This window comes from Nafulsella turpanensis ZLM-10 (genome assembly GCF_000346615.1).
In the GTDB taxonomy this organism is placed as follows: Bacteria; Bacteroidota; Bacteroidia; order Cytophagales; family Cyclobacteriaceae; genus Nafulsella; species Nafulsella turpanensis.
On the sequence record NZ_ANNU01000020.1, the window covers coordinates 1 to 23,182 of the forward strand.

Sequence of the window (23,182 nt, forward strand, 5' to 3'; positions counted from 1 at the left end):
AATATTTAATTATTTATTATTGTAAAAACCTGTATCGCTATTCTAGGACGAGACATTTAACGCTTATTCAATCACCAGCTCATAAGGCAGTCGAGCCTGAATTCCACTATACTTCTTCAGCTCCTGAATTTCCTTTACAAAAGGATAAAGCTCTCCCAGGCGGGATTCCATTATTTTAGCTTCCACACTTTCATTCAGGCCTTCCAGCAGCTCTTCCATAATGGTTTTCTTTTCAGGGTAAAACCGCAGACGATAGTCATCTTCCTCCAGACCTGCTTTTACAGCAGCAATCTGGACAGCATCTTCAAAGCTCCCGAGCACATCGACCAGTCCACGGTCTTTGGCCTCTATACCAGACCATACCCTGCCGGATGCCACTTCTAACAGAACTTCCAGCGGCATATCTCTTCCTTCGGCTGCCTTACGGGTAAATGTCTCGTAACCATCTTCCACTGAGTTTTGAATAATGGCGGCTTCAAACTCACTTAAAGGTGCCGTTACCTTATAAAGGTTCGACAATTCTCCTGTTTCCACCACATCGGTTGTAATACCCAGCTTATCATTCAGCAGGGTTTGCATATTAAAGATTACCCCGAATATACCGATAGAGCCGGTAATGGTATTGGGCTGGGCTACAATGGTATCACAGGCCATAGCCATATAATACCCACCCGATGCTGCTACATCGGACATGGAGGCAATAATAGGCTTCACTCCTTTGGTCAGCACCACCTCACGCCAGATAACATCACTGGCCAGAGCGCTTCCTCCGGGTGAGTTAATTCGAAGGACGATGGCTTTTACCCGCTCGTTTTTGCGGGCATCGCGAATGGCTTTGGCAAATTTATCGGAGCCAATGCTCTCATTGTCGCCCTCACCACTTACAATTGGGCCCGTGGCTACAATTACGGCAATTCGGTCTGATGATACCTCTTCGTCTTTTACCGACTTCTGGTACTTGGCGTATTTTACCAGGTTAATTTCCTCTTCTTCATCCTCCATTTCCAGCTTCAGGCGCATGGCCGCCAATACCTCATCATAATACCCCAGCTGGTCTACTATTTCCAGCTCCAGTGCATCTTCCGGGTCGCGCACCAGCATTTCGTCAGATATACGTTCCAGCTCATCTGCTTCTATTCCTCGGTCGCGGGCAACATCGAGCAGAAAAACACTGTAGATATTATTAAGAAAGGCATTGGTTTGGAGGCGGCTGGCCTCACTCATATCGGTTCGGGTAAAAGGCTCAATGGCGCTTTTAAATTCCCCTACACGAAACACCTGCGGCTCAACACCAAGTTTGTTCAGGGCTCCTTTCAGGAACATAACTTCCTGCACCAGTCCATTCAGCTCTAAAGCTCCGGCAGGGTTCAGGTACACCTCATTGGCTACAGAGGCCAGGTAATAATCTTTTTCTGTATAAAGTTCGTTATAGGCCAGAATCCACTTTCCGCTGCTCTTAAAATCTTCCAGGGCATCACGGATTTCTTTAAGGGTGGCAAAGCCTGCCTGCACATTTTGCGCCTCCAGGTAAATTCCCTTTATCTTTTCATCTTCCCTCGCATAATTGATTGCTTCCAACACTTCAACCAGTCCTATTACGCCTCCTTCTCCACCCGAAAGCACTTCAAAAGGATTAACAGGGAAACCTGTTTCCCTTTCTACAATAGGTTTATTTAATTCTAAATGCAGCACCGAATTTTCGGCCACTTCCACCTCTTCCTCCGCTGATGATGCCGCTGAAATGATCGCTACACCCAGCAGAATAAACAATAGAGAAAAGATGAAAAGTCCGACAATGGTAGCCAGTACTCCTTTAAAAAACTTTAGCATAATTTTATTTTCTGTTTTTAAACCGGTATCTAAATTATAGATTCGCTGTAAATAATAAAAGAGTTTACATGACAAACGGGATATATTTACTCTTAGGCTCAAATTTAGGGGACAGAGCGGCGAACCTCCTTCGAGCCATTGATGCCTTGGAGCAGGCGGCGATTAAAGTAGTAGCCCAATCGGAGCTATACGAAACCGCCGCCTGGGGCCTGGAGTCTCAGCCTTCGTTCCTCAACCAGGTGGTGGAAATAAAAACCGAACTGGCACCTTTAAGCCTCCTGCAATGCCTGCTGGAGACAGAGCAACAAATGGGCCGAAAACGTAATGAGAAGTGGGGCGAAAGATTAATTGATATAGATATTTTATACTATGCCGACCGCGTTGTGAAAGAGCCCTCGCTCCATATTCCGCACCCACACATACAAGAGCGGCGCTTTACCCTGGTACCACTTTGTGAGCTGGTTCCGCTTTTGGTCCACCCGCTACTTGGCAAAACGCAACAGGAACTACTGGATGTATGCCCCGACCCACTGGAAGTAAGAGTGTATCAGGCATAGGAAATAAAAAAAGCTCCGGAGAGCTTTTTCAATATTTTCATCGCTTGAGATTCTATTTATCTCCCTTCTACGTCGAGCACACGGGTGCCTCTTTTAAGGGTTTTCAGAACGATGAGTAGCAGGAGGCATGCAACGAAAACTATCTTCCAGAATTCCAGCACATAAAACCCGCCGGTAAGCATATAATTCCGCAGAACATCCACAAAAACGAAAGACAGTGCGGTATAAAACAAGCCATTGTACTCTCTCTTTAACACGTTGCGGAATGAAAAATCGAGATTACTTTTTTGCCAGCGTTTAAAAGAAGGAATAAAGGCCGGTGTTCTGTTCGCCCATTCTTTATACTTCTCCCTGTATTTACTATAGAGAAACGCTTCTTCTGCAAACATAATCCGCTCGTAATACAGCCAGAACATGAGGCTGCATACAACGGCAAACCAGGTGCTGCCTACATACAATATCGGTCCCATCCACATCAGGTAATTTCCTAGGTACAAGGGGTGCCGCATGGCCGAATAAATGCCGGTAGTATTGAGCGTTTCAGCAACCTGCCCTTCGGCAGTGTTACGGCCGGAGGTTCCTTTTGGGGTGTGCCCTACGGTATAAGCTCTTACGGCCAGCCCTGCTATGGACACTAAAAAGCAGAAAACAGCATAACCGATGCCCTCACTTGAGCTGAAATCAACATCCCCGAACAGGACAACAAGGGCTGCAAAAGGAAACAGCACAACGGGCAGATAGCTCCTGTAGCGGAAGAGCCAGTTTCCTGATTTCTCGAATTGGTTTAATAACATAAGGGAAAAACTAAAAGCTTTTAGTTACAACAGGAATTGCTGTTTTAGATCGAAGGATATGAACCGGCCAACAGGCACTCTTCCTGAACCGAGGGGCAAAGATAGGAATGTATTCTTTAAATTAAAATCAAACTAAAAACAAAACATACTCCACTTTGTTGCCTGCCATACGACATCAGAAGCAGACAAAACAAAAACAGAAGGTATTACCGTAACTCACTGACAGGCAATAACAAACTACAAATAAGTAACATACTCCCACTCAAGAAACAACTGCTACTGAGCATAAATTAATAATTACCGAACTTTAGGAAGAGGAGCCGCCTTTTGCCTGAATGTATGTGCTGTAAAAAATAATAGCCTCCACCCGCTTAGCAGCAGATAGAGGCTATTCCCCATTTGTTTATTTATTTTTATTTTATTGGCAGAACTGCTCTGTAAGTTCGAGCTTACTAATATCAAACCCCTGCCGACGGGCTTTCTGCAGGTATTCCACATATACATCCTCATCCATCTCCGGGTAGCGCGACAGGATCCAGAGATGCTTACGGTTAGGGTGGCCCACTAGTGCATATTGATAGTCCTCGTCCAGCTCCATTATCCAGTACTTTCCTTTGAAGGGCCAGAAGAACTCAACCTCCAGCTTGGCATTTCCACTACCTTCCACCGGATAAGCTTTCCCCCATGCTTCCTTTTCCCGCCCATCTTTCAGGCAGCTGTTCAGTACATCCACATACCCTTCCGGATTAAGCCGGTATTCGGCCGTGGTGCAGGCACAGCCTTTTTCAAAAGACTCGGGCATGGATGCAATTTCGTACCACTTACCGCCATAGCGTTTTAAATCAACATTTGAAACTGTTTTCAGCGGGGTTTCACTTTTTTTATAGGCAGCTATCAGAGCGGCTACTCCCCCAATGGCAGTGGCGCCGGCCGCAATTTTCCAGCCGTTAGAACTTCTTTTCTTCATTAATATTCTTTGTTAAAATTGTTGAGGTTCCTTCTTATCGTTCCTGATTGGTTACACCTGACCTCTGCCTGTTCGATAATATCAAGGGCAGAGAATAAATTTAAAAACCGTAACATAGTAAATGACTTCCCAGGCCCCCTTCTTGTTTGCTGAAATGCCGTAAATTTAATCTGAAGTATAAATTCTACTTCTCTCAGCCCACTACTCCTCTTTCTTTTTCTGTTTGGATCCTGCCCCCTTCTCTTTTACCGACAATTCGCATTTCACCCCCTAATATCCATTTCTGTTTTCGCCCGTATACTTACACAGTAATGAACCTAAAATTGAAGATTATGGCAGATAACAATAAAAAAGAAACCGCAGAAAATCAGAATCAACAGAAAGACAATGCAGGGCTACAGCACAAGCTCAGCAATAAAGGCAACCCTGCTGATGTGGATAAAGGAAGCCTTAGCAGCAAAACCAGCCACGGGAGTGATGGTGGAGATCAGCGCTCCAATTACACGACCAGTGGTGGAGAAGCCCGCCCAAGTGCAGGAGATATTGGAACAGACCGCCAGCGGGAGAAAAACCGTATCCTGAATGAACAGGTAAAGAAGCCTGATCAGGAAAAGAATACAAAAAAGTAAGAATTGAATGAATGCCTTCCCGGAAAAAAAACACCTCCTGTTGTAGAATGCCTACAGCAGGAGGTGTTTTATTCTGAACTAAAATTTCAAACTTCCGGCTATACAAACCCGGAAAGATAAATAAGCCAGACCTATTAAACCTCTACACTACTAACGCTGGCTTCTTTATCAATCTTCTTCACCAGTCCCTGGAGTACCTTGCCGGGCCCACACTCCACAAATTCGGTGGCGCCATCGGCCAGCATCCGCTGCACACTCTGGGTCCAGCGAACGGGAGCGGTGAGCTGGGCTATCAGGTTCTGCTTAATTTGCTCAACATCGGAAGAAGGCTCTGCATTAAAATTCTGGTACACAGGGCAGGAAGGCTGGCTGAACTGTGTCTGCATAATGGCATCTTTCAGCTCCTCCCGTGCAGGCTCCATGAGCGGAGAGTGGAATGCTCCACCAACCGGCAATGGCAACACCCGCTTGGCCCCTTTAGCTTTTAATATCTCACCTGCCTGCGCCACTCCTTCGTTGGAGCCGGAAATAACAAGCTGACCGGGACAGTTAAAGTTGGCTGGCACCACCACCTCGTCCGTCACTTCTTTACAGGCCTCTTCCACTACAGCATCGTCCAGTCCTAAAACTGCGGCCATGGCAGAGGGGTTTGCCTCACAGGCGGCCTGCATGGCAAGGGCTCTTTTAGAAACCAGGCGAAGGCCATCTTCGAAGCTAAGCACACCATTGGCCACCAAAGAGGAAAATTCACCAAGGGAGTGGCCGGCCACCATATCGGGCTTTATATTTGCCAGCTTTGCCAGGATAACAGAATGAATAAAAATAGCTGGCTGAGTAACTTTGGTTTGCTTCAGGTCGTCGGCCGAACCATTGAACATAATATCGGCTATATTGAAGCCAAGTACTTCATTCGCTTTCTCGAATAATTTTTTCGCCTCTTCCGACTGCTCGTACAAATCTTTGCCCATACCAGGAAACTGCGATCCCTGGCCGGGGAAAATATATGCTTTCATACAATTTTTATTGGTTTGTAGTCCGAAGTAATAAGGAAATCCTGAAAATTACAAACCTTCTAAAAAGCGGTTACGGATTTCGGGGGTAGGCATGCGGCATTGTTCCCGCTTCCCGAAGAAGCGATAACGATTGCTGCCAATGAAGTTATAGGCTGCATCGCGAAGCGGCCGGGGCACTATTTTAAACACCTTCAGCAGGGGCCATGCACCCTTTAAGCGACCAGCAATTTCAAGTGCAGCGGTACTTTTCTGATACACTTTCCCGTCTTTTAACAGCACTACGCTTTCAATGTTTTCGGTAGAAAGATTGTAGTACGCCAACAATTCCTGGCCAGCTGCTGACTGCAGAGAAGCAAAAGCAAGCTGCCCTTTGGGATCGCGATCCAGGATAAAATCGACTGCCCCATTACAGAGGTTGCAAACGCCATCGAACAATACAACGTCGCGTCCGGAAGCTTTTGCTAACACATTTTTACTGTTACCTGATTCCGTTTTCTCCAACTGTTAAATCTTCTCCGTCTTCAATAATTTCAATCCAGCCTTTTAAAGTCTGCTCTTTCTTTGCGGGGTCGAGCACATTAAAACTTACCTCTGCCACATAATAGTACACTCCGGGCGCAAGTTCTTCTCCATTGTTAGCCCGTCCATCCCAGTTTATGTAGATGGAACGCTCCTGACCGTCTTCTTCCCTGGTATTATAACTGTACACTTCTTTACCCCAGCGGTTAAACACCACAAAGTTTACCGCCTCCACAAAGCGCGGGCAACGCGCCGGATCCTCTGCATTAAGGGGTGGACCATAGGTCTGGTTAAAGCGGTCGCCGTTCGGAGTAAAGACGTTTGGCAGCCAGTAATTCGGGCAGTTGTCGTTCTGCACCAGGTTGCTCGGCTCACTTCTGTTTCCGGAGCGGTCTACCGCAACAATATAGTAGAAGCCCGCAAGCGACCGCAATTCATCGTGTACAAATCGGTTAACTGATGGAGTACCTACTACTTCAAAGGTTCCTTCTTCGCCGGTGGCAGAGAAATACACTTCCCAGTAGTCGATATCATCCTGGCAGTTCTCTTCCGAAGAAACCGTCCACACCAGGCGATTTTCGAAAAATTCCTGCCCACATTCAGCCTGCCGGATAAACTCCTCACAGCTCAATACGTTCTCGAGCTCGAAAGTGAGTGGAGTACAGGGTGGAATACTATCGTTTGGCTGGGCACAAATTTTCTGCGAGTTATTATATAGTGGTGAAGCAATAGCCGGATTACCATAGCTACCGCTGGTGGTAACAAAATAGCAGTATTCAATAGTATCGGCCAGTTGCACTTCGCCGGTCGCTCTACCGTCATCGAAATACTCAAGCTTCTCATTCAATACATTTACACTATCTATCAGCACAAAAGCATCTTCAGCCTCTCCCGGTATTCTATTGCGGTAGATATAATGCCAGGGAGCTTCCCGCACCTGGTTGCTCCATGGAACTGCCGCTTCCCAGATAAGGCCAATCCCTCCTACCTGTGCCTGAGTAGAAAGGCGTACAGTTGAGGCAGAGGCGGAGCTATCCACTTCCTGTCCCTGTGCACGGAACATCACGTAGTAATTATACACTTCATCTTCCGTGTTCAGACCGCTATCCACAAAAGAAGTATCGCTTACATCCTCCAGTATCAGCTCATAAGCACCGCCGGTAAAGCCCTGTGCACGATAAACATCATAAGTATAGGGAGGCTGGAAGCGACTGGAATCGACTTCCAGAGGCGGTACCCAGCGGACTAATACCTCTCCTTCCTCTTCAGCTGTTTCCAGTACACTTACATTTGTAAGCAAAGGCACAGAGGCAGGCATGGTTACACAAACCTCTTCCGAAACTTTACTTTCTCCTCCGGCAGGCTGAGGGAATACGGCTACAATTCTATAGCAGTAAGTTGCACCAGGCGTAAGGCCCTGTCCGTTATTTGTATCCCGGAAGGGAAAGTCCGTAATACCGCGGGTGCCTACTAATTCATAACCGCTACCGGCAGGCATACCGGTCTGGCAGTCATCTTCGCTTATTTCTCCGTTATCAACACGGCGCCAGACCTGAATCTGGCTGGCTTCATTGCCGCAAAGGTATTCATCGGCATTTACATTTACATCAGCCGTACGACTATCGACGGCATTAACACTGCTGATTTCCGGGGCGGGGGCAATTACGGTAACATTCCAGGTTTCCAGGTCGGTAAGGGAAACGCCTCCGCCACGAAGGTCGGTAGCTTTAAACTGAACGGTATAAGGCCGCTCCTGCACATCTTCGCAGCTTGTTTGCCAGCTGAATTTTACCTGCGCCGGCACGTCCTGGGCCGAGGCATCATCGGGGCTATAGGTTGCTCCCAGGGCATACACCCCACCATAGGATTCTATTTTAACCTGATCGCCATCCGGATCATCGGCAAAAATGGTGGCTTCCAGCAAAGTACCAGCCACAATACAGGTATCTTTAGGTATTTCCAGCACCGGGGGCTCGTTTTCTGTTTCTTCCACGATAATCTGCATATCGCGGGTTACATAACCAAGGAAATAAAACTCCCCGTTTATCTTTCGCCACTCCTCAATAAGAAAGGCCACATTATACTCGCCTTTAGTGCCCGGGGTATTCCACACCAAATCCCCGGTTAGCGGGTCGAGTGTTAAGATGGATTCGCCGCCATCGAGACTGGTACCATTACGGGGATCGCCTTCAGGAAAGGTTTCATCCGGAAAGCGGAAGTTGGCTACCGGCACATTATTGTCCTGCTTACTGGCAACCAGTCGGTACGAAAGGCTGTCGCCATCCACATCGTAAGCACCTGGGTTATGGATATAAAGCTTGCCAACTGCCGCATTATCTACGGGTGGCACCAGCAACTGTGGCGTATTATTTACTCCCAGAAAGCCATCGATTACCATTACGGTTTCGATATAAAAAGGCATATTTACCGAATTATCCATATTCAGGATTCCTTCATTCCGGTAAAGCTCCCGAAAAGAAATTTTATAGGTCCCCTGCCCTGGGAAGGTATGCGTGCGGGTAAGGGTGTATTTCCATGTGCCGTCACTGACACGCTCACGGGGAATCCAGCCGGTTTCACCATCATTGGTTATTTGCTCGGAGGTACCATCTCCATAATCGAGGATACCATTACTACCAAACAGAACGGGAGAATCCGTATCGGCATAGCCGGTAACTGTAATTTCGTAGACAGGCCGTTGGGGGTCGATTCTACGCGCGGTAATTTCCCCTGCCCTGATATGGGTTGCCTGCAGTTGTGCTGTAAAGCCCAGAAAAAGCAGCATAAACAGGCTAAAGAGTTTATAAAAAGTATTTGCCATTGCCTGGTGGTTAAAGGCTAAATGAGTTGTATCTAATATAATATAAAACCAAACCAAAAGGTTTGTGTTAGATTGCCGGGCCTGAATTTCAGGCTTTCCTTGTATAAAACTTAATTTTATTGTGAAAATTATCGGTGCAACATCTTTTTTTACAAATTGAATCCGGGCAGGCATCTCTTTATCTTGAAATATATCTCATTGACCTTCAGATATATAGGAAAAACAAAGGTAGTAACGCTACAAAAATCGAAGTTTACCCTAAGGCAATTGAATAAACAGCCATGGTAGCAGGCCACCCGGACAAAACATTTGCTTAGCTATGGATAATATACAAAATTTTAGCAGGAATAATTTAGAATGGATTAAAATTAATTTGGGGGAATTGTTTGCTACCGCCTGCTAATGTACCTTTGGCAAGCTAAAAAAATAGGTACCCTTAAATTATATCTAAAGAATGAGTTGGATCACACAAACGTTTTCGAGCACGATAGGCAGAAAGTTACTGGTTGCCGCATCGGGCTTGTTCCTGATCATTTTCCTGATCGGTCACGTTTCCGGTAATTTTTTATTATTTAAAGATGATGGCGGTCAGGCCTTCAATGAGTATACCCAGTTCATGACCACCAATCAGCTGGTACAGGTGGTGCGCTGGCTTACCTATATCAGTATATTAACCCATATTATTGTTACCATCATTCTTACTATCCACAACAAAAAGGCTCGCCCTGTAGGATATGCCGAGGCGCACCCTTCTGCCAACAGCACCTGGTCGTCTCGTAACATGGGCCTGCTGGGAACACTCATTGCTGTTTTCCTGGTTATACACCTGGGCAACTTCTGGTATAAGATGAAGGTGGGCGAAGTTCCGCTGGTAACCTATGAATCCGAAGGCACCTTACGCGACCTTTACTCGGTTGTGCTCTTCTCCTTTTCTAACCTTTGGTATGTAATTTTGTATGTGGTAATGATGATCTTCCTGGCGCTGCACCTGGCTCATGGCTTCCGCAGCGCCTTCCAGACGCTGGGCTGGCGCCACAAAAAATACACCCCGATTATTGAAAAGGTAGGACTGGCATTTGCGATTATTGTACCGCTGCTTTTTGCCATTATGCCCGTTTATATCTATATCATTACCAGGTAGTCTTACCCTTTAAACGACAGAAACGATGAAATTAGATTCGAAAATACCTGAAGGGCCACTAGCGGAAAAATGGACAAAACACAAGTTCAATGTTAAGCTGGTAAACCCTGCCAATAAAAGAAAGTATGAGATAATTGTGGTTGGAACCGGTCTTGCCGGTGCTTCTGCAGCTGCCTCTCTTGCCGAACTAGGCTATAACGTAAAAGCATTCTGCTTCCACGACAGTCCCCGCCGTGCGCACTCTATTGCCGCTCAGGGAGGTATTAATGCCGCCAAAAATTACCAGAACGATGGCGACTCTGTATACCGCCTGTTTTACGATACCATTAAAGGAGGCGACTACCGCAGCCGCGAAGGCAACGTTTACCGTCTGGCCGAAGTTAGTGTTAATATCATTGACCAGTGTGTTGCTCAAGGCGTTCCATTTGCACGCGAATATGGCGGTCTGCTCGACAACCGTTCTTTTGGTGGTGCACAGGTATCGCGTACCTTTTATGCGAAGGGTCAAACAGGGCAGCAGCTCCTGATTGGTGCCTACCAGGCCCTGAGCCGCCAGGTAACCAACGGAAAGGTAAAACTGTATACCCGCTCCGAAATGCTGGACCTGGTAATGATTGACGGCGAGGCACGTGGCATTATTACCCGTAACCTGATTACCGGTAAAATCGAACGTCACGGAGCCCATGCGGTAATTCTGGCTTCAGGTGGTTATGGCAACGTATTCTACTTATCGACCAATGCCATGGGCTCGAATGCAACTGCCGCCTGGAGAGCACACCGTCGTGGCGCGCTTATGGCCAACCCCTGCTATACACAAATTCACCCCACCTGTATCCCTGTTTCCGGTTCGTACCAGTCGAAGCTTACGCTGATGTCGGAATCGCTCCGGAATGATGGCCGTGTTTGGGTTCCTAAAACAAAGGAACTGGCCGAAAGAATTCGTAAAGGAGAAATTACTGCCCTGGATATTAAAGAAGAAGACAGGGACTATTACCTGGAAAGAAGATATCCTTCTTTCGGCAACCTGGTTCCGCGCGACGTGGCTTCACGAAATGCCAAATATGTATGCGATGAAGGTCGTGGCGTGGCCCCTACCGGGCTTGCGGTTTACCTCGACTTTGCCGATGCCATTAAGCGCGACGGACGCGATACGATTGAAGCGCGTTACGGTAACCTCTTCGAAATGTATGAGAAGATTACTGGGGCCAACCCTTATGAAGTGCCCATGATGATTTACCCTGCGGTACATTATACCATGGGTGGCCTCTGGGTAGATTACAACCTGATGACCAACATCCCCGGGCTTTATGCACTGGGCGAAGCCAACTTCTCCGACCACGGCGCCAACCGCCTTGGAGCCAGTGCCCTGATGCAGGGGCTTGCCGACGGTTACTTTGTTATCCCTTACACCTTAGGTGACTACATTGCCGGTAAACCCAATACCAAAACCGACATTAACCACCCTGCTTTTGAGGAGGCTGAAAAAGGCATTCGCGACATGATCAGCAAGCTCCTGAGCATAAAAGGTAAGCGCACGGTGGATGATTTCCACCGCGAGCTGGGCCACATTATGTGGGAATACTGCGGCATGTCACGGAACGCTGAAGGTCTAAAGAAAGCCCGCGGCATGGTTCGTGCCCTGCGCGAGGAGTTCTGGAAAGATGTAAATGTTGGCGGCAGCAGCGATGAACTGAACATGAGCCTTGAAAAAGCCAGCCGCGTAGCTGACTTCCTTGAACTTGGCGAACTCATGATCGTCGATGCCCTCCACCGCGAAGAAAGCTGCGGCGGCCACTTCCGTGAAGAATACCAGACGGAAGAGGGTGAAGCCCTGCGGAATGACGATGAGTTCTCTTACGTAGCTGCATGGGAGTTTAAAGGAACTAACCAGGACGAGGTGCTGCACAAAGAAGAACTCGTGTTCGAGAATGTTAAACTGACCCAGAGAAGCTATAAATAAATTGCTATGAACTTAACACTGAAAGTCTGGAGACAAAAAAACCCAAGCGACAAAGGCGGGTTTAAAACATATAAAGTAAATGATATCAGTGAGCATATGTCCTTCCTCGAAATGATGGACGTGCTCAATGAGCAGTTAGCAGTGGCTGGCGAAGAGCCGGTGCACTTCGACCACGACTGCCGCGAAGGTATTTGCGGTTCCTGCAGCATGTACATTAACGGTCGTGCCCATGGCCCACAAAAGCTTACCGCTACCTGTCAGCTGCACATGCGCCATTTCAACGACGGAGAAACCATTACCATTGAACCATGGAGAGCCAGGGCTTTCCCTGTGGTAAAGGACCTTGTGGTAGACCGCAGTGCGTTTGACCGTATAATCCAGTCTGGTGGGTATGTATCTGTTAATACAGGAGGCGTACCTGATGCCAACGAAATTCCTGTTCCGAAGCAGATTGCCGATGAGGCCTTCAGCTCTGCCGAATGTATTTCCTGCGGTGCCTGTGTGGCTGCCTGTAAAAATGCATCGGCCATGCTTTTTGTAAGTGCAAAAGTGTCGCAGCTCGCCCTTCTTCCACAAGGTAAGGTAGAACGGAAAAGCCGTGTGGAAAGAATGGTGGCCCAGATGGATATTGAAGGCTTTGGTTCCTGCACCAATACCGGTGCCTGTACCGCTGAATGCCCTAAAGGCATCTCCCAGGAGAATATTGCCCGCATTAACCGCGAATATTATAATGCAAAATTTACTTCTGATAACGTTTAGAAGTCCTTTTGCAAAAAAAAGGGGCTGTCTTTTTGGACAGCCTCTTTTTTTGCTTTAGTCTGTTACTCCAGCAGGGAGCCTGCTCCTTCATAAAAAAACCCGGAAAGAGGGTCAGCTCCAACCGGGTTTCGAGAGTTTAAAAAATAGTAGCTTAAAAAGTTATCAAATTAACAGTTTAAAAAATTAGGTTCCGTTCAACTCTATTACATCTTCCATGCCAAAATATGAAGCAAAGGTATAAATTAGCCTATACAAGCCAGATACGCAGATTCAGCATTTAGAGGTACCATTTTCGCAAACAAAATACCCTGTCATTTTGAGTGAGTTGTTTTCATTTTGAAAGACTTCATCAAAAAAACCCGGAAAGAGGGTCAGCTCCTGCCGGGTTTCGAGAGTTTAAAAAGTAGTTTAAAAAATTTAACTAGGTTCTGTTTTTCCTATTACAGGAAACATGCCAGAAAAAGCCATTTGCTCTTGAATGTTGTTATCTGACTGATTTAGAGATATTAGATGATAAAATCTCTAAATCCTTTATTTTAACCCAAACAAAAAACCCTATCAAAATGACAGGGTCTTTTTCAGAATGAAACATTCAGAAAATTAATATACCCCATTCTCGGCCAGCTGAATTTCGTACTCACTTATTTTCCGGTAGAGGGTCGACACCCCGATATTAAGCAATCGCGCAGCCTGGGTTTTATTTCCATTCGCTATCTTGAGCACTCTTTCGATATGCATTTTTTCAATATAGCCCAGCTCCAGTTTATTGCTATTGTTCACTTCCAGCACGGATGGGCCAAACTTCACCTCGTAAGGCAGTACAGATTCCTCCAGCTTCCCTCCTTCGCTAAGTATAACAGCCCGCTCTACCACATTCCGCAGCTCACGAATGTTCCCCTTCCAGGGATACTGCACCAGGTGCTGAAGGAAGCCATCTGTCATTCCACTAAACTTTTTTTGCGAGTTACGGGCAAAGAGCTGCATAAAATGTTCAGCCAGCAGAGGTATGTCTGACTGCCGATCCCGTAGAGGTGGCAGCATAATTTCAAAAACGGAGAGCCGGTAATAGAGGTCGGAGCGGAATTTATTCTCATCTTTCAGCAGGTTGCGATTAGTGGCTGCAATAATGCGGACATCTACTTTGCTTGTTTTGGTATCGCCCACCTTTATAAAGGTGCTGGTCTCCAGCACCCGAAGCAGCTTCGCCTGCAGGTCGAGGTTCATTTCTCCTATTTCGTCAAGGAAAATCGTGCCTCCGCTGGCTTCTTCAAACAAGCCTTTTTTATCATATGTAGCGCCTGTAAAGGAGCCTGCTTTATGCCCGAATAGCTCTGATTCGAGCAACTCCTTATTAAAAGCACTGCAGTTAATGGCCACAAAAGCCTTATCGCTCCGGTGGCTGGCGCTGTGGATAGCCCTTGCAAAAACCTCCTTGCCGGTGCCGGTTTCTCCCAGGAGTAAAACAGTGGCATCGGTGGCTGCTACCCTCCGCGCCATTTCAATTGCTTCCTTTATCTGCGCTGACTTTCCAATTACGCTGGAAAAGCTGTACTGGTCTCCTACCTGCTCTTCCAGTTTTTTAATTTTCTTTTGCAGCTTTACCTTCTCATAGGCTCTGTAAAGCAGCGGAATCAGTTTACTATTATCTTCTCCTTTTATGATATAGTCATAAGCCCCTGCTTTGATGGCGGTAACACCATCCTTTATACTGCCATAGGCGGTAAGCATAATTACTTCTACCAGCGGACAGGTTTCTTTAAACCTTTTGAGCAGCTCAAGGCCATTAGTCTCGGCAAGGTTCACATCACATAAAATAATGTCCACCTCGTCTTTCTGTAGCACTTTAAATGCCTGCCGTTCATTGGGTACATCTAAAGTCTTAAAACCTTCTTTTTCAAGTATCCGGGAAAACAGAAAACGGGTATCGTCTTCATCATCTACAATCAATATATGTCCTTCAAACATTAAATTCTTTCCTCTTAATATATGATTTACAGAAAATGCCTCTACAGGTAATTTATTATCGCAGGAACTGCCATGGAATAAATATACCAAAAAACTAGTATCAAAAAAATGGTGCCCGGCCTGATACAATAAATATAATTACCTGTGATTGCACTTTTTCTATCAAATTTTCACCAGCCCCCGGAATTACCCGCAAAAGGAGACTACTTTGCTTTAATGGCCGAAGAATGCTATTTTTGTAGAAGTACGAAACCTTAAAGCTGCAAATAAGATGGAATTCCAGACACTTACCGCTATCAACTCAGCCACTTATCTCGAAAAAAATGAGATTGCCGACTTTCTGTGCGAGCACCTCGACCAGTATGGAGATACGAAGGAGGACGTTATGAAATGTCTGGACTATGCGCTTAGTAATTACCCGCACCAGGGTGGTTTTGCGCTGCTGGCCAGGGATACTGAAGGAATTGTAGGCGCTGTAATTATGAACAAAACAGGCATGGAAGGCTATATTCCGGAAAACATACTGGTTTATATTGCCGTACATAACAACTACAGAGGTAAAGGACTGGGCAAGCAGTTAATGGAAAGAGCGATTAACCTTGCTAAGGGGAATATTGCCCTGCACGTGGAGCCCGATAATCCTGCCAAAAAACTGTATGAGAAATTAGGTTTCACCAATAAATATCTTGAAATGAGGCTGACAAAATAAGAGAGGCCACTGGCCTCTCGAACAGACCTCATTACGCACACTGTTATGGCCTATCTTACGCTTTACAAAGATAAACTCGCGAAGAACTTCCATTATCTTAAAAACCTGTTCGAGTCGCACAATATGGCCTGGGGGGTAGTTTCAAAACTCCTCTGTGGCAATAAAAAGTACCTTGAGCAGCTGATTGAGCTGGGCGTTAAAGAAATCCATGACTCCCGCATCAGTAACCTAAAGCGAATAAAGGAAATAAGCAATGAGGTTCAAACGGTTTATATAAAACCTCCGGCAAAACGCAGCATTCCGGATGTGGTAAAGTATGCCGATGTGAGCATGAACACGGAGTACTATACCATGAAGCTCCTTTCCGAAGAAGCGGAAAAACAGGGCAAGGTGCACAAGGTTATTATTATGATCGAAACCGGCGACCTGCGCGAAGGAATAATGGGAGAAAACCTGGTTCGCTTCTATGAAAAAGTTTTTGAGCTGCCTAATCTCGAAATTATTGGCCTGGGCACCAACCTTAACTGTCTTCACGGGGTAATGCCTTCTAAGGATAAGCTAATTCAGCTAAGCCTCTACAAACAAATTATTGAACTGAAGTTTAATGTAAAAATTCCCTGGGTCAGTGGAGGCACCTCTGTAACTATTCCGCTCATCCTCACGCATCAGCTTCCGGCAGGCGTTAATCACTTCCGGATAGGAGAAACCCTCTATTTTGGCGCTAACCTTTTCGAGGAAAATACCATCGACGGCATGCACGACGATGTATTTGTGCTTTCTGCCGAAATTATCGAATTAACGGAAAAGCCAATGGTCCCGCATGGCCGCATGGCGGCCAACCCGCAGGGAGAGGTAATAGAGATAGACGAAAAGCTTTATGGTAAAACCTCCTGCAGGGCCATTATTGATATTGGCCTGCTCGACATCGACCCCAAGTACTTAGTTATTGACAGTCATGATTTTGAAATTGTAGGCGCCAGCTCCGATATGCTGGTACTGAACCTGGGCCAGAATGAGAGGAAATACAAGGTAGGCGACCTGGTAGACTTTAAACTGAAGTACATGGGCGCCCTCGCTCTGCTCAACAGTAACTATATAGAAAAGCGAATTGCCTGAACAATCGGGCAGGATAAGGATTTGTAATTACAGTACAACTATAATTACAAACTTATGAAAGCGCTGAAAGGATTTGTCATTTGCAGTATTCTACTTTGCTGCGCCCACATTAGTGAGGCCCAGTACTCTTACCCCCAGCCCGATTTTCGCTCTACCGGATTTTTAACTGACCGCTTCCCCCATGTGGTAAAGGTAAATTTCCTGAGCCCCTTCGTTTTTACCGCTAATGTGGCGTATGAACAGTTTATTACCCCTAAAGTAAGTGTTCAGCTGGGAGCTTTCTATACCGGCATTACACTTGAAGAAACCGATTTTTACTTTTTCACCTTTCCGAGAGCCCGCTACCGCAGTTTTGCCTTTACCCCTGAGGTGCGGTTCTACACCGGAAGCCCTGTCCGTACCCGCCTGGGTGGCTTCTATCTGGCACCCTTCCTGCGTTACCAGCATACCGATATCCATATTTCGCCTGAACTACAGGAAGTAGACGAGCAGGAACCTGCACCGACCGATACCTACGAAGGGAGTTTAAGCTCCATCCGCGTGGGCGGCGTGGCAGGTTATAAATTATTTGTGGGAGAGCATGTATGTCTGGAAGCCTTTCTTGGCCCTTCTTTACGGGTTTCTCAATCGTTAAATGCTAATTTGAACACCTACAATGCAGAAGACTTTATGCCCTTTGGGCTCATGCTCCGCTCGGGTTTTACTATTGGCTATGCTTTTTAAACTGCGCCGGGTGAGGATTAGCATCAGGCATAAAAAAAACCGGAAAGAGAGTCTTCCGGTTTTTTTTGCTTTTTCAGAAATACTATTTTTCTTCTGCAGGAATCTCTTCTTCAAATTCCTCCTCATCCGTTTCAGACAGGGCGGTAAAAGGGTCTTCTTCGGCTTCTTCATTGCGGACGTTCTCCGCTTCTTTATCTTCGGCATTCATGGCCGCAATTTCAGCTGGTCCCGGAGGAATAGGTCGTACCACGCCACGGGCTTCAGCTTCCACTTCACTTAATGGCCGTAAGTTTTCAGGAATTACCTGCTCCCGATCTTCTTCCGATACATACGGGAATATTTCCACAATAGGGCTCTGGGCTATTTCAGGAATCTCAAAGGGCACCAGCATCGTGCTCAGGCTCTCCTGAATCCTGTCATACGCCTCCTTTACATTGGCGGCGGTCACCAGCATCATATTAGTAATTTTCTTCTCCTTGCCGCTGTTCTCATCGGCCACCATATAGGTTACCTTACACTTATACCATACATCGTTATCGTCGTAATGGAATATATCTACAAAACGGCTTTTTGTAATACTCGTTACCTCAAATTCTCCGCGAATTACCGAACCCAGCTCTTCATAAATACGGGCTTCGGCCTCGGTATAAGATACCGCGTCGACCAGGTAAGGCTCCGACACATTCTTGATTTTCCCGTTCTCTTCTTCTTTCTGGTACTTAATTTTACACTGAAACCAAATCTTCATAAATCTCTTATTTTGATACCCAAACAGATCGAAAGATAAAAGATTAAAGCTGGAAATAATAATTAAAACTTCTGAATATTGGCCCGGCCTGGAAAATTTAATTTCCCTTACCTTTGCAGTATCGAATAGTAAGGATAATGTCATGGGTAGTAAGTCTAACTTTACTCATTCTGGCTTAAAACCTGCAGTTTTACGTTTAAAAAAGTATGTCTAAAATAGTTATAAGTTGCGCACCAAGTACGGCTCCTTACCTGGCAATGGAGCTGGAAGCCCTGAATTATCCTGTAGTTGAAATGAATGCTACCGATGTGGTAACAGAAGGAGATATGACGGATTGCATGCGGCTAAACCTTTACCTGCGCACGGCCCACCGGGTGCTGCTGATAATTGCCGAATTACAGGCCCGTACTGCGGAGCAGCTATACCAAAAAGCAAAGCGGGCTCCATGGGAAGACTACCTCTCCCCTGACGGATATTTCAGCATTGACTCCTTCGTTCGAAACGAAAGCATACTTGATTACCGATTCGCAAGCCTTAAACTTAAAGATGCCATTGCCGACCGCTTTCAGCAGAAATTCGGACGCCGGCCCGACAGCGGCAAAGAGAAGGACCAGGCCGTCCTTTTTATGCACTGGGTGGAAGATAAAGTATCGCTGGCCCTCGACACCAGTGGCGAAACTATTGCAAAGCACGGTTACCGTCACCTTCCCTGGAAAGCCCCCCTGCTGGAATCCATCGCTTCCGCCACCATTCTTGCCAGCCGCTGGGACCGCCGGAGCCCTTTTGTAAACCCTATGTGCGGCAGCGGCACCCTGGCCATTGAAGCCGCCCAGATAGCCCTTAACATTCCTCCGGGGCTTGAGCGCGATAACTTTGGGTTCATGCACCTGAACGGGTATAAACCCGGTATTTGGAAAGACATGCAGGAGGAAGCAAAAGAAGACTGCTGGACGGAACTTTCTTTTCCTATCATCGCTACAGACAATAATCCTAATGCCATTGCAGCGGCCCGCCAGAATGCCCGGGCTGCCCGGGTGGAGGAGTTTATTACATTTGAGGTCTGTGATTTCCAGGACACCCCTGTTCCGGAAGAAGAAGGGGTTGTCATCTTCAACCCTGAGTGGGGCCTGCGACTGGGTGAGCAGGAACAGCTGGCACCGGTTTACCGGCAAATTGGAGACTTTTTTAAAGCCAAATGCAGCGGCTACTGGGGTTATATATTTACCGGAAACCTTGAGTTGGCCAAGCAGGTTGGACTACGAACCAAGCGGCGGATGGAATTTGTAAACAGCAAAATTGACAGCCGCCTGCTGGAGTATGAACTCTACAAAGGAAGCAAAAAGAATTAACATTAACCTCCTGATAATTAACTACATAATCCATTTGCCATATATACTAACCGTTAGAAGGAGCAATTTTCACCTGCACAGCAAAACTTTTAAATTTTAATTCACGTTCAATAGATAAGTTGCCAGTAAACCTGCCTGGGTGGCCACCTGCCCTACTTTGGCTGCTCTTGCAAAAGACAGACGGTAAACGCAGCCAGTCTACTGAACCATTAAAGCTTACAAGACGATGCTAAAGGCCCTCTACCACTCTTTCCCTATCCGGCTCCTGATACATAACATCAAGAATAATCAGGTGCTGCTCTTTCTCTGGGCTTTTTTGTTTGCCGTTGTTACCCAGAATTTCGGTAAGGTTTTAGGTATTCCCTATCTTTTTCTTGATCCGGAATATATGTACAAGGTCAACTTCTGGAGCTTTTTCGTAATAGGCATTGTACTGGCAGCCTATACAATGGCTTTCCACATTACCTGCTATATTCTTGACGGACCAAAATTTCCTTTTTTAGGGACCCTTCCACGTCCCTTCGGAAAGTTCTGTATCAACAATAGCCTTATCCCGCTACTGTTCCTCCTTACTTATATCATTTGCATCATTCGGTTCCAGCTCGATTACGAATATAATACTCCTTACCGGATTTCAGTGTATATCGGCGGGCTGCTTTCGGGCCTCTCTCTGATGATCGGGGCCATGTTTCTTTACTTTCGCTTTACCAATCAGGACATCTTCCGGTTATTTGCGAACAATGTAAACCGAAAGCTTAAAAAGATTAAAATCACGCGGGCTAACCTCATCCGCCGCCTGGCAGCAGCCAAAAACAAACCCGCCAGTGTCAGCTATTATCTCGACGAGCGCTTATACCTCCGAAAAGTAAGTGTAAGCCGACATTTTTATGATAAGGAGGCCATTTTAAAAGTATTTGACCAGAACCATATGAATAGCGTAATTTTTGAGCTGTTCATACTCGTGGTCATACTGGTACTGGGAGTATTCCGCGAGCATGCCGTTTTCCAGATTCCTGCAGCAGCCAGCAGCTTTCTGCTGCTTACCATTGTGCTGATGTTTGCCGGCGCCCTCTCCTTCTGGCTTCGCAGCTGGACGATTACCGTAGTACTGGCCGCTCTGCTGGCGCTTAATTATACATCCAGTTTTTCGTTTTTTGATAAGCCCTACCAGGCCTACGGCCTTAACTACCAGCAGGCACCGGTAAAGTATTCGCTGGCGGCCCTGGATTCGCAGGCGCAGGAAGAGTTTTACCTGAAGGATAAAGAGAATACGCTTAAAATTCTGAACAACTGGCGTGCCAAGTTCCCGCTGACAGAAAAACCAAAAATGGTGTTTATCTGCACCAGTGGCGGTGGCCAGCGTGCGGCCTTGTGGACTGTGCGTTCCCTGCAAACGGCTGATAGTCTTACCGGTGGAGGACTCATGAACCAGACCATGCTGATGACAGGTGCATCAGGAGGTTTGGTGGGAGCTGCCTATTTCAGAGAACTAGTTCTCCGGCAAAAGCAGGGCGAAGCGGTAAATCCTTACGATTCCATATACCTCGACCGCGTTAGCCGCGATAACCTCAACCCTATTATCTTCAGCCTGCTGGTAAACGACCTCTTTATCCGCTATCAAAAGTTTTCTTACAATGGGAAGTCTTATCTGAAAGACAGGGGCTATGCCTTTGAAAAGCAGTTCAGCCAGAATACGGAAGCCTTTCTTGATAAGCCATTGTCGGCCTACCGGGAGCCGGAACAAAAAAGCCTAATCCCGATGATGCTGGTAGCTCCCAGCATAACCAACGATGGCCGGAAGCTCTTTATCTCCCCGCAACATGTATCTTATATGACTTCAGGGATGAAAGAGGAAGAAACTGGTGCCGTTGCCGAAAAGGTAAAAGGAGTGGATTTCCTGCGCTTCTTTCAGGATCATGATGCCGAAGATCTCAGGTTTCTGAGTGCATTGCGTATGGCCGCTACTTTCCCCTACATCACTCCCAATGTAAGCCTTCCGAGTGAGCCGCCCATGAAAACAATGGATTCGGGTATAGCCGATAATTTTGGCATAGAAGACGCCACACAGTTCCTGTATGTTTTTCGCGAATGGATTGCGGCAAATACCAGCGGCGTAATCTTTTTGAGCATACGCGACTCTGAAAAAAATGCACCGCTGGAGAAGAACCTCTCCCCTACACTTTTCCAGAAGTTCTTTACCCCCATTGAAAACATTTACAAGAACTGGACCTATATCCAGGACATTAAGAATGAAAACCTTCTGCAGTTTGCCGAAGGCTGGTACGATGGGGATATTCACCGGATTGAGCTGCAGTATATCCCCCGCACCATGTTCGATACAGAGCCGGCCGATAATGCGCTGGAAGAACAAAGCAAACTGAAAGAAGAAGAGGAGGAAAGGGCCTCTCTCAACTGGCACCTTACCACCCGTGAGAAAAAGAATATTCTCGACAACATTTATCTCGACATCAACCAGGATGCCTTAAAAAAACTACAGGAGCTGCTTGGCCCGGAACAGGCCCTTCCGCGGTTTTTAAGTAAAAAAGAAGTAAAAACTTCCGATAGCCAGCCCACGGGGCAGGCTGGCGCCCTTCCCTAAGGCTGGAATCGCAACTGAAACATTTCTCTGAAACCTGTCTTACACCCCTTTTTCTTCCAGAAAGTGGCAGGTGTACTCATAGCCGGCATTAAAGAAAATATCCAGTGCGGAGCGGTCAGTTAATCCATGCCGCCCAAGCTCCGGGGGTTCAATTACCCAGTCGCACAATTGCCTGGTTTTGTCTACGGTACTTTCCAGTGCAATCCAGGCAGTACGAACAATGGTATCGCGCAGGCCGCCAAGTTCTTCTTTTTCCGGAATCGGGTTTACTGTAATGCCAATAAGCCGCTCACATTTTCCTGTTAAAGGCTCAGCCGGGAGGTTGCTCACCAGCCCTCCATCCACACACTGCTCTCCGTCTATCTCAACTGGTTCAAAGGCTACAGGCACAGCACAGCAGGCTTCGAGTATTTTTAGCAGGTTTCCCTTCTCGAGCACTTTCTGCTTTCCATTGTTCATAGAGCTGCAGCAAAGAATGGTTTTAATCGGAAGATCTTCGAGGCGATCGTGCTTAAGGTATGGCTGCATGAGTTCTCCTGCCCTGGCAGGCCTTAAAAGTCCGAACTTTGGAAAATGCAGCTCCAGCACCTGGCCAAAAGGTTCCTTACACCAGATGTCTGCCATTTCATCCGGTGTGTATCCGCTGGCATATAGTACCGAATTAATGGCACCGGAACTTGTACCGCATAATACATCCGGCTTTACGCCCTTTTCCTCCAGTGCCTTCAGTGCACCAATTTGCCCCATGCCCCGGTAGGCACCACCGGAGAGTACTATTCCATTTTGATATGTATTGTTTTGGTTTCTCTTTTCTTTCTCCATACCAAAGCAAACCAAAGAAAAGAAAGGAGTGTTTCCTATAACGAACGCTTGTTAGCAATTGAGCCCTGTTTTCATTAAATTTGCAATCGATTGTGACTGGGAGCGATTGAAGACGGGAGGCAATAGGCATGAGCCATCAGGCACTAAAATCGAGCAACGAA

19 protein-coding genes are annotated in these 23,182 nt (G+C 46.6%); 10 read left to right on the forward strand and 9 right to left on the reverse strand.

What is annotated here, in order from left to right; genetic code table 11:
- Nucleotides 1-63 precede the first annotated feature (63 nt).
- Nucleotides 64-1,830, reverse strand: coding sequence for a signal peptide peptidase SppA (gene sppA, locus F752_RS0109395; protein ID WP_026135634.1), 1,767 nt, complete (start codon nt 1,828-1,830; stop codon nt 64-66).
- Nucleotides 1,831-1,898: 68 nt separating this feature from the next.
- Here sppA and folK point away from each other — a divergent pair, with 68 nt between their 5' ends.
- Nucleotides 1,899-2,387 (forward strand): 2-amino-4-hydroxy-6-hydroxymethyldihydropteridine diphosphokinase, encoded by a 489-nt coding sequence (gene folK / locus F752_RS0109400; protein ID WP_017731476.1) that lies wholly within the window; start codon nt 1,899-1,901, stop codon nt 2,385-2,387.
- 56 nt (nt 2,388-2,443) lie between these two features.
- On the opposite strand, the gene F752_RS0109405 is transcribed toward folK, so the two are convergent.
- Together F752_RS0109405 and F752_RS0109410 are read right to left on the reverse strand one after the other, a co-directional pair.
- Complete coding sequence (locus tag F752_RS0109405; RefSeq protein ID WP_017731477.1) at nt 2,444-3,181, reverse strand: methyltransferase family protein; 738 nt, start codon at nt 3,179-3,181, stop codon at nt 2,444-2,446.
- A 418-nt stretch (nt 3,182-3,599) separates the two neighbouring features.
- Nucleotides 3,600-4,148: a lipocalin family protein gene (locus F752_RS0109410; RefSeq protein WP_017731478.1), complete on the reverse strand. Its 549-nt coding sequence runs from the start codon at nt 4,146-4,148 to the stop codon at nt 3,600-3,602.
- 332 nt (nt 4,149-4,480) lie between these two features.
- Here F752_RS0109410 and F752_RS0109415 point away from each other — a divergent pair, with 332 nt between their 5' ends.
- Nucleotides 4,481-4,777, forward strand: a complete 297-nt coding sequence (locus F752_RS0109415; protein WP_017731479.1) for a hypothetical protein — start codon at nt 4,481-4,483, stop codon at nt 4,775-4,777.
- Nucleotides 4,778-4,911: 134 nt separating this feature from the next.
- Here the strand turns inward: F752_RS0109415 and fabD are convergent, their stop codons facing one another.
- From fabD to F752_RS23795, 3 genes are read right to left on the reverse strand one after another with little or no spacing between them, the layout of a single operon-like run.
- Complete coding sequence (gene fabD, locus F752_RS0109425) at nt 4,912-5,790, reverse strand: ACP S-malonyltransferase (RefSeq protein WP_017731480.1); 879 nt, start codon at nt 5,788-5,790, stop codon at nt 4,912-4,914.
- 48 nt (nt 5,791-5,838) lie between these two features.
- The gene (locus F752_RS0109430; protein WP_017731481.1) at nt 5,839-6,291 is read right to left on the reverse strand and encodes a thiol-disulfide oxidoreductase DCC family protein; all 453 of its coding nucleotides are present in this window, start codon (nt 6,289-6,291) and stop codon (nt 5,839-5,841) included.
- Entirely contained in the window at nt 6,269-9,130 is a 2,862-nt protein-coding gene (locus F752_RS23795) for a T9SS type B sorting domain-containing protein (protein ID WP_160164102.1), read from the reverse strand. Before F752_RS23795 ends, F752_RS0109430 begins: the two co-directional genes overlap by 23 nt.
- Nucleotides 9,131-9,584: 454 nt before the next feature.
- Between F752_RS23795 and F752_RS0109440 the strand changes: the two genes are divergently transcribed.
- Genes F752_RS0109440 through F752_RS0109450 form a run of 3 tightly spaced genes read left to right on the forward strand, consistent with a single transcriptional unit; the run spans nt 9,585 to nt 12,990 of the window.
- Nucleotides 9,585-10,271: a succinate dehydrogenase cytochrome b subunit gene (locus tag F752_RS0109440; protein WP_026135636.1), complete on the forward strand. Its 687-nt coding sequence runs from the start codon at nt 9,585-9,587 to the stop codon at nt 10,269-10,271.
- Nucleotides 10,272-10,296: 25 nt separating this feature from the next.
- Nucleotides 10,297-12,231, forward strand: a complete 1,935-nt coding sequence (locus tag F752_RS0109445; protein ID WP_017731484.1) for a fumarate reductase/succinate dehydrogenase flavoprotein subunit — start codon at nt 10,297-10,299, stop codon at nt 12,229-12,231.
- A gap of 6 nt (nt 12,232-12,237) precedes the next feature.
- Nucleotides 12,238-12,990, forward strand: coding sequence for a succinate dehydrogenase/fumarate reductase iron-sulfur subunit (locus F752_RS0109450; RefSeq protein ID WP_017731485.1), 753 nt, complete (start codon nt 12,238-12,240; stop codon nt 12,988-12,990).
- A gap of 600 nt (nt 12,991-13,590) precedes the next feature.
- Here the strand turns inward: F752_RS0109450 and F752_RS0109455 are convergent.
- Nucleotides 13,591-14,955 carry a sigma-54-dependent transcriptional regulator gene (locus F752_RS0109455; RefSeq protein ID WP_026135637.1) on the reverse strand — a complete coding sequence of 455 codons (1,365 nt, stop codon included), beginning with the start codon at nt 14,953-14,955 and terminating at the stop codon, nt 13,591-13,593.
- Nucleotides 14,956-15,226: 271 nt separating this feature from the next.
- Here F752_RS0109455 and F752_RS0109460 point away from each other — a divergent pair, with 271 nt between their 5' ends.
- From F752_RS0109460 to F752_RS0109470, 3 genes are read left to right on the forward strand one after another with little or no spacing between them, the layout of a single operon-like run.
- Nucleotides 15,227-15,664, forward strand: a complete 438-nt coding sequence (locus tag F752_RS0109460) for a GNAT family N-acetyltransferase (protein WP_017731487.1) — start codon at nt 15,227-15,229, stop codon at nt 15,662-15,664.
- 45 nt (nt 15,665-15,709) lie between these two features.
- Entirely contained in the window at nt 15,710-16,780 is a 1,071-nt protein-coding gene (locus tag F752_RS0109465) for an alanine racemase (RefSeq protein ID WP_017731488.1), read from the forward strand.
- Between the two features lie 54 nt (nt 16,781-16,834).
- The gene (locus F752_RS0109470; RefSeq protein ID WP_017731489.1) at nt 16,835-17,503 is read left to right on the forward strand and encodes a DUF3575 domain-containing protein; all 669 of its coding nucleotides are present in this window, start codon (nt 16,835-16,837) and stop codon (nt 17,501-17,503) included.
- 82 nt (nt 17,504-17,585) lie between these two features.
- On the opposite strand, the gene F752_RS0109475 is transcribed toward F752_RS0109470, so the two are convergent.
- Nucleotides 17,586-18,251, reverse strand: a complete 666-nt coding sequence (locus tag F752_RS0109475; RefSeq protein ID WP_026135638.1) for a DUF4494 domain-containing protein — start codon at nt 18,249-18,251, stop codon at nt 17,586-17,588.
- A gap of 206 nt (nt 18,252-18,457) precedes the next feature.
- Between F752_RS0109475 and F752_RS0109480 the strand changes: the two genes are divergently transcribed.
- Together F752_RS0109480 and F752_RS0109485 are read left to right on the forward strand one after the other, a co-directional pair.
- Nucleotides 18,458-19,600: a THUMP domain-containing class I SAM-dependent RNA methyltransferase gene (locus tag F752_RS0109480; RefSeq protein WP_026135639.1), complete on the forward strand. Its 1,143-nt coding sequence runs from the start codon at nt 18,458-18,460 to the stop codon at nt 19,598-19,600.
- Nucleotides 19,601-19,826: 226 nt separating this feature from the next.
- A complete protein-coding gene (locus tag F752_RS0109485) occupies nt 19,827-22,199 on the forward strand; it encodes a patatin-like phospholipase family protein (RefSeq protein ID WP_017731492.1) in 2,373 nt (790 codons plus the stop codon).
- Between the two features lie 39 nt (nt 22,200-22,238).
- On the opposite strand, the gene F752_RS0109490 is transcribed toward F752_RS0109485, so the two are convergent.
- Nucleotides 22,239-23,021 (reverse strand): patatin-like phospholipase family protein, encoded by a 783-nt coding sequence (locus F752_RS0109490; protein WP_017731493.1) that lies wholly within the window; start codon nt 23,019-23,021, stop codon nt 22,239-22,241.
- Nucleotides 23,022-23,182: the final 161 nt, after the last annotated feature.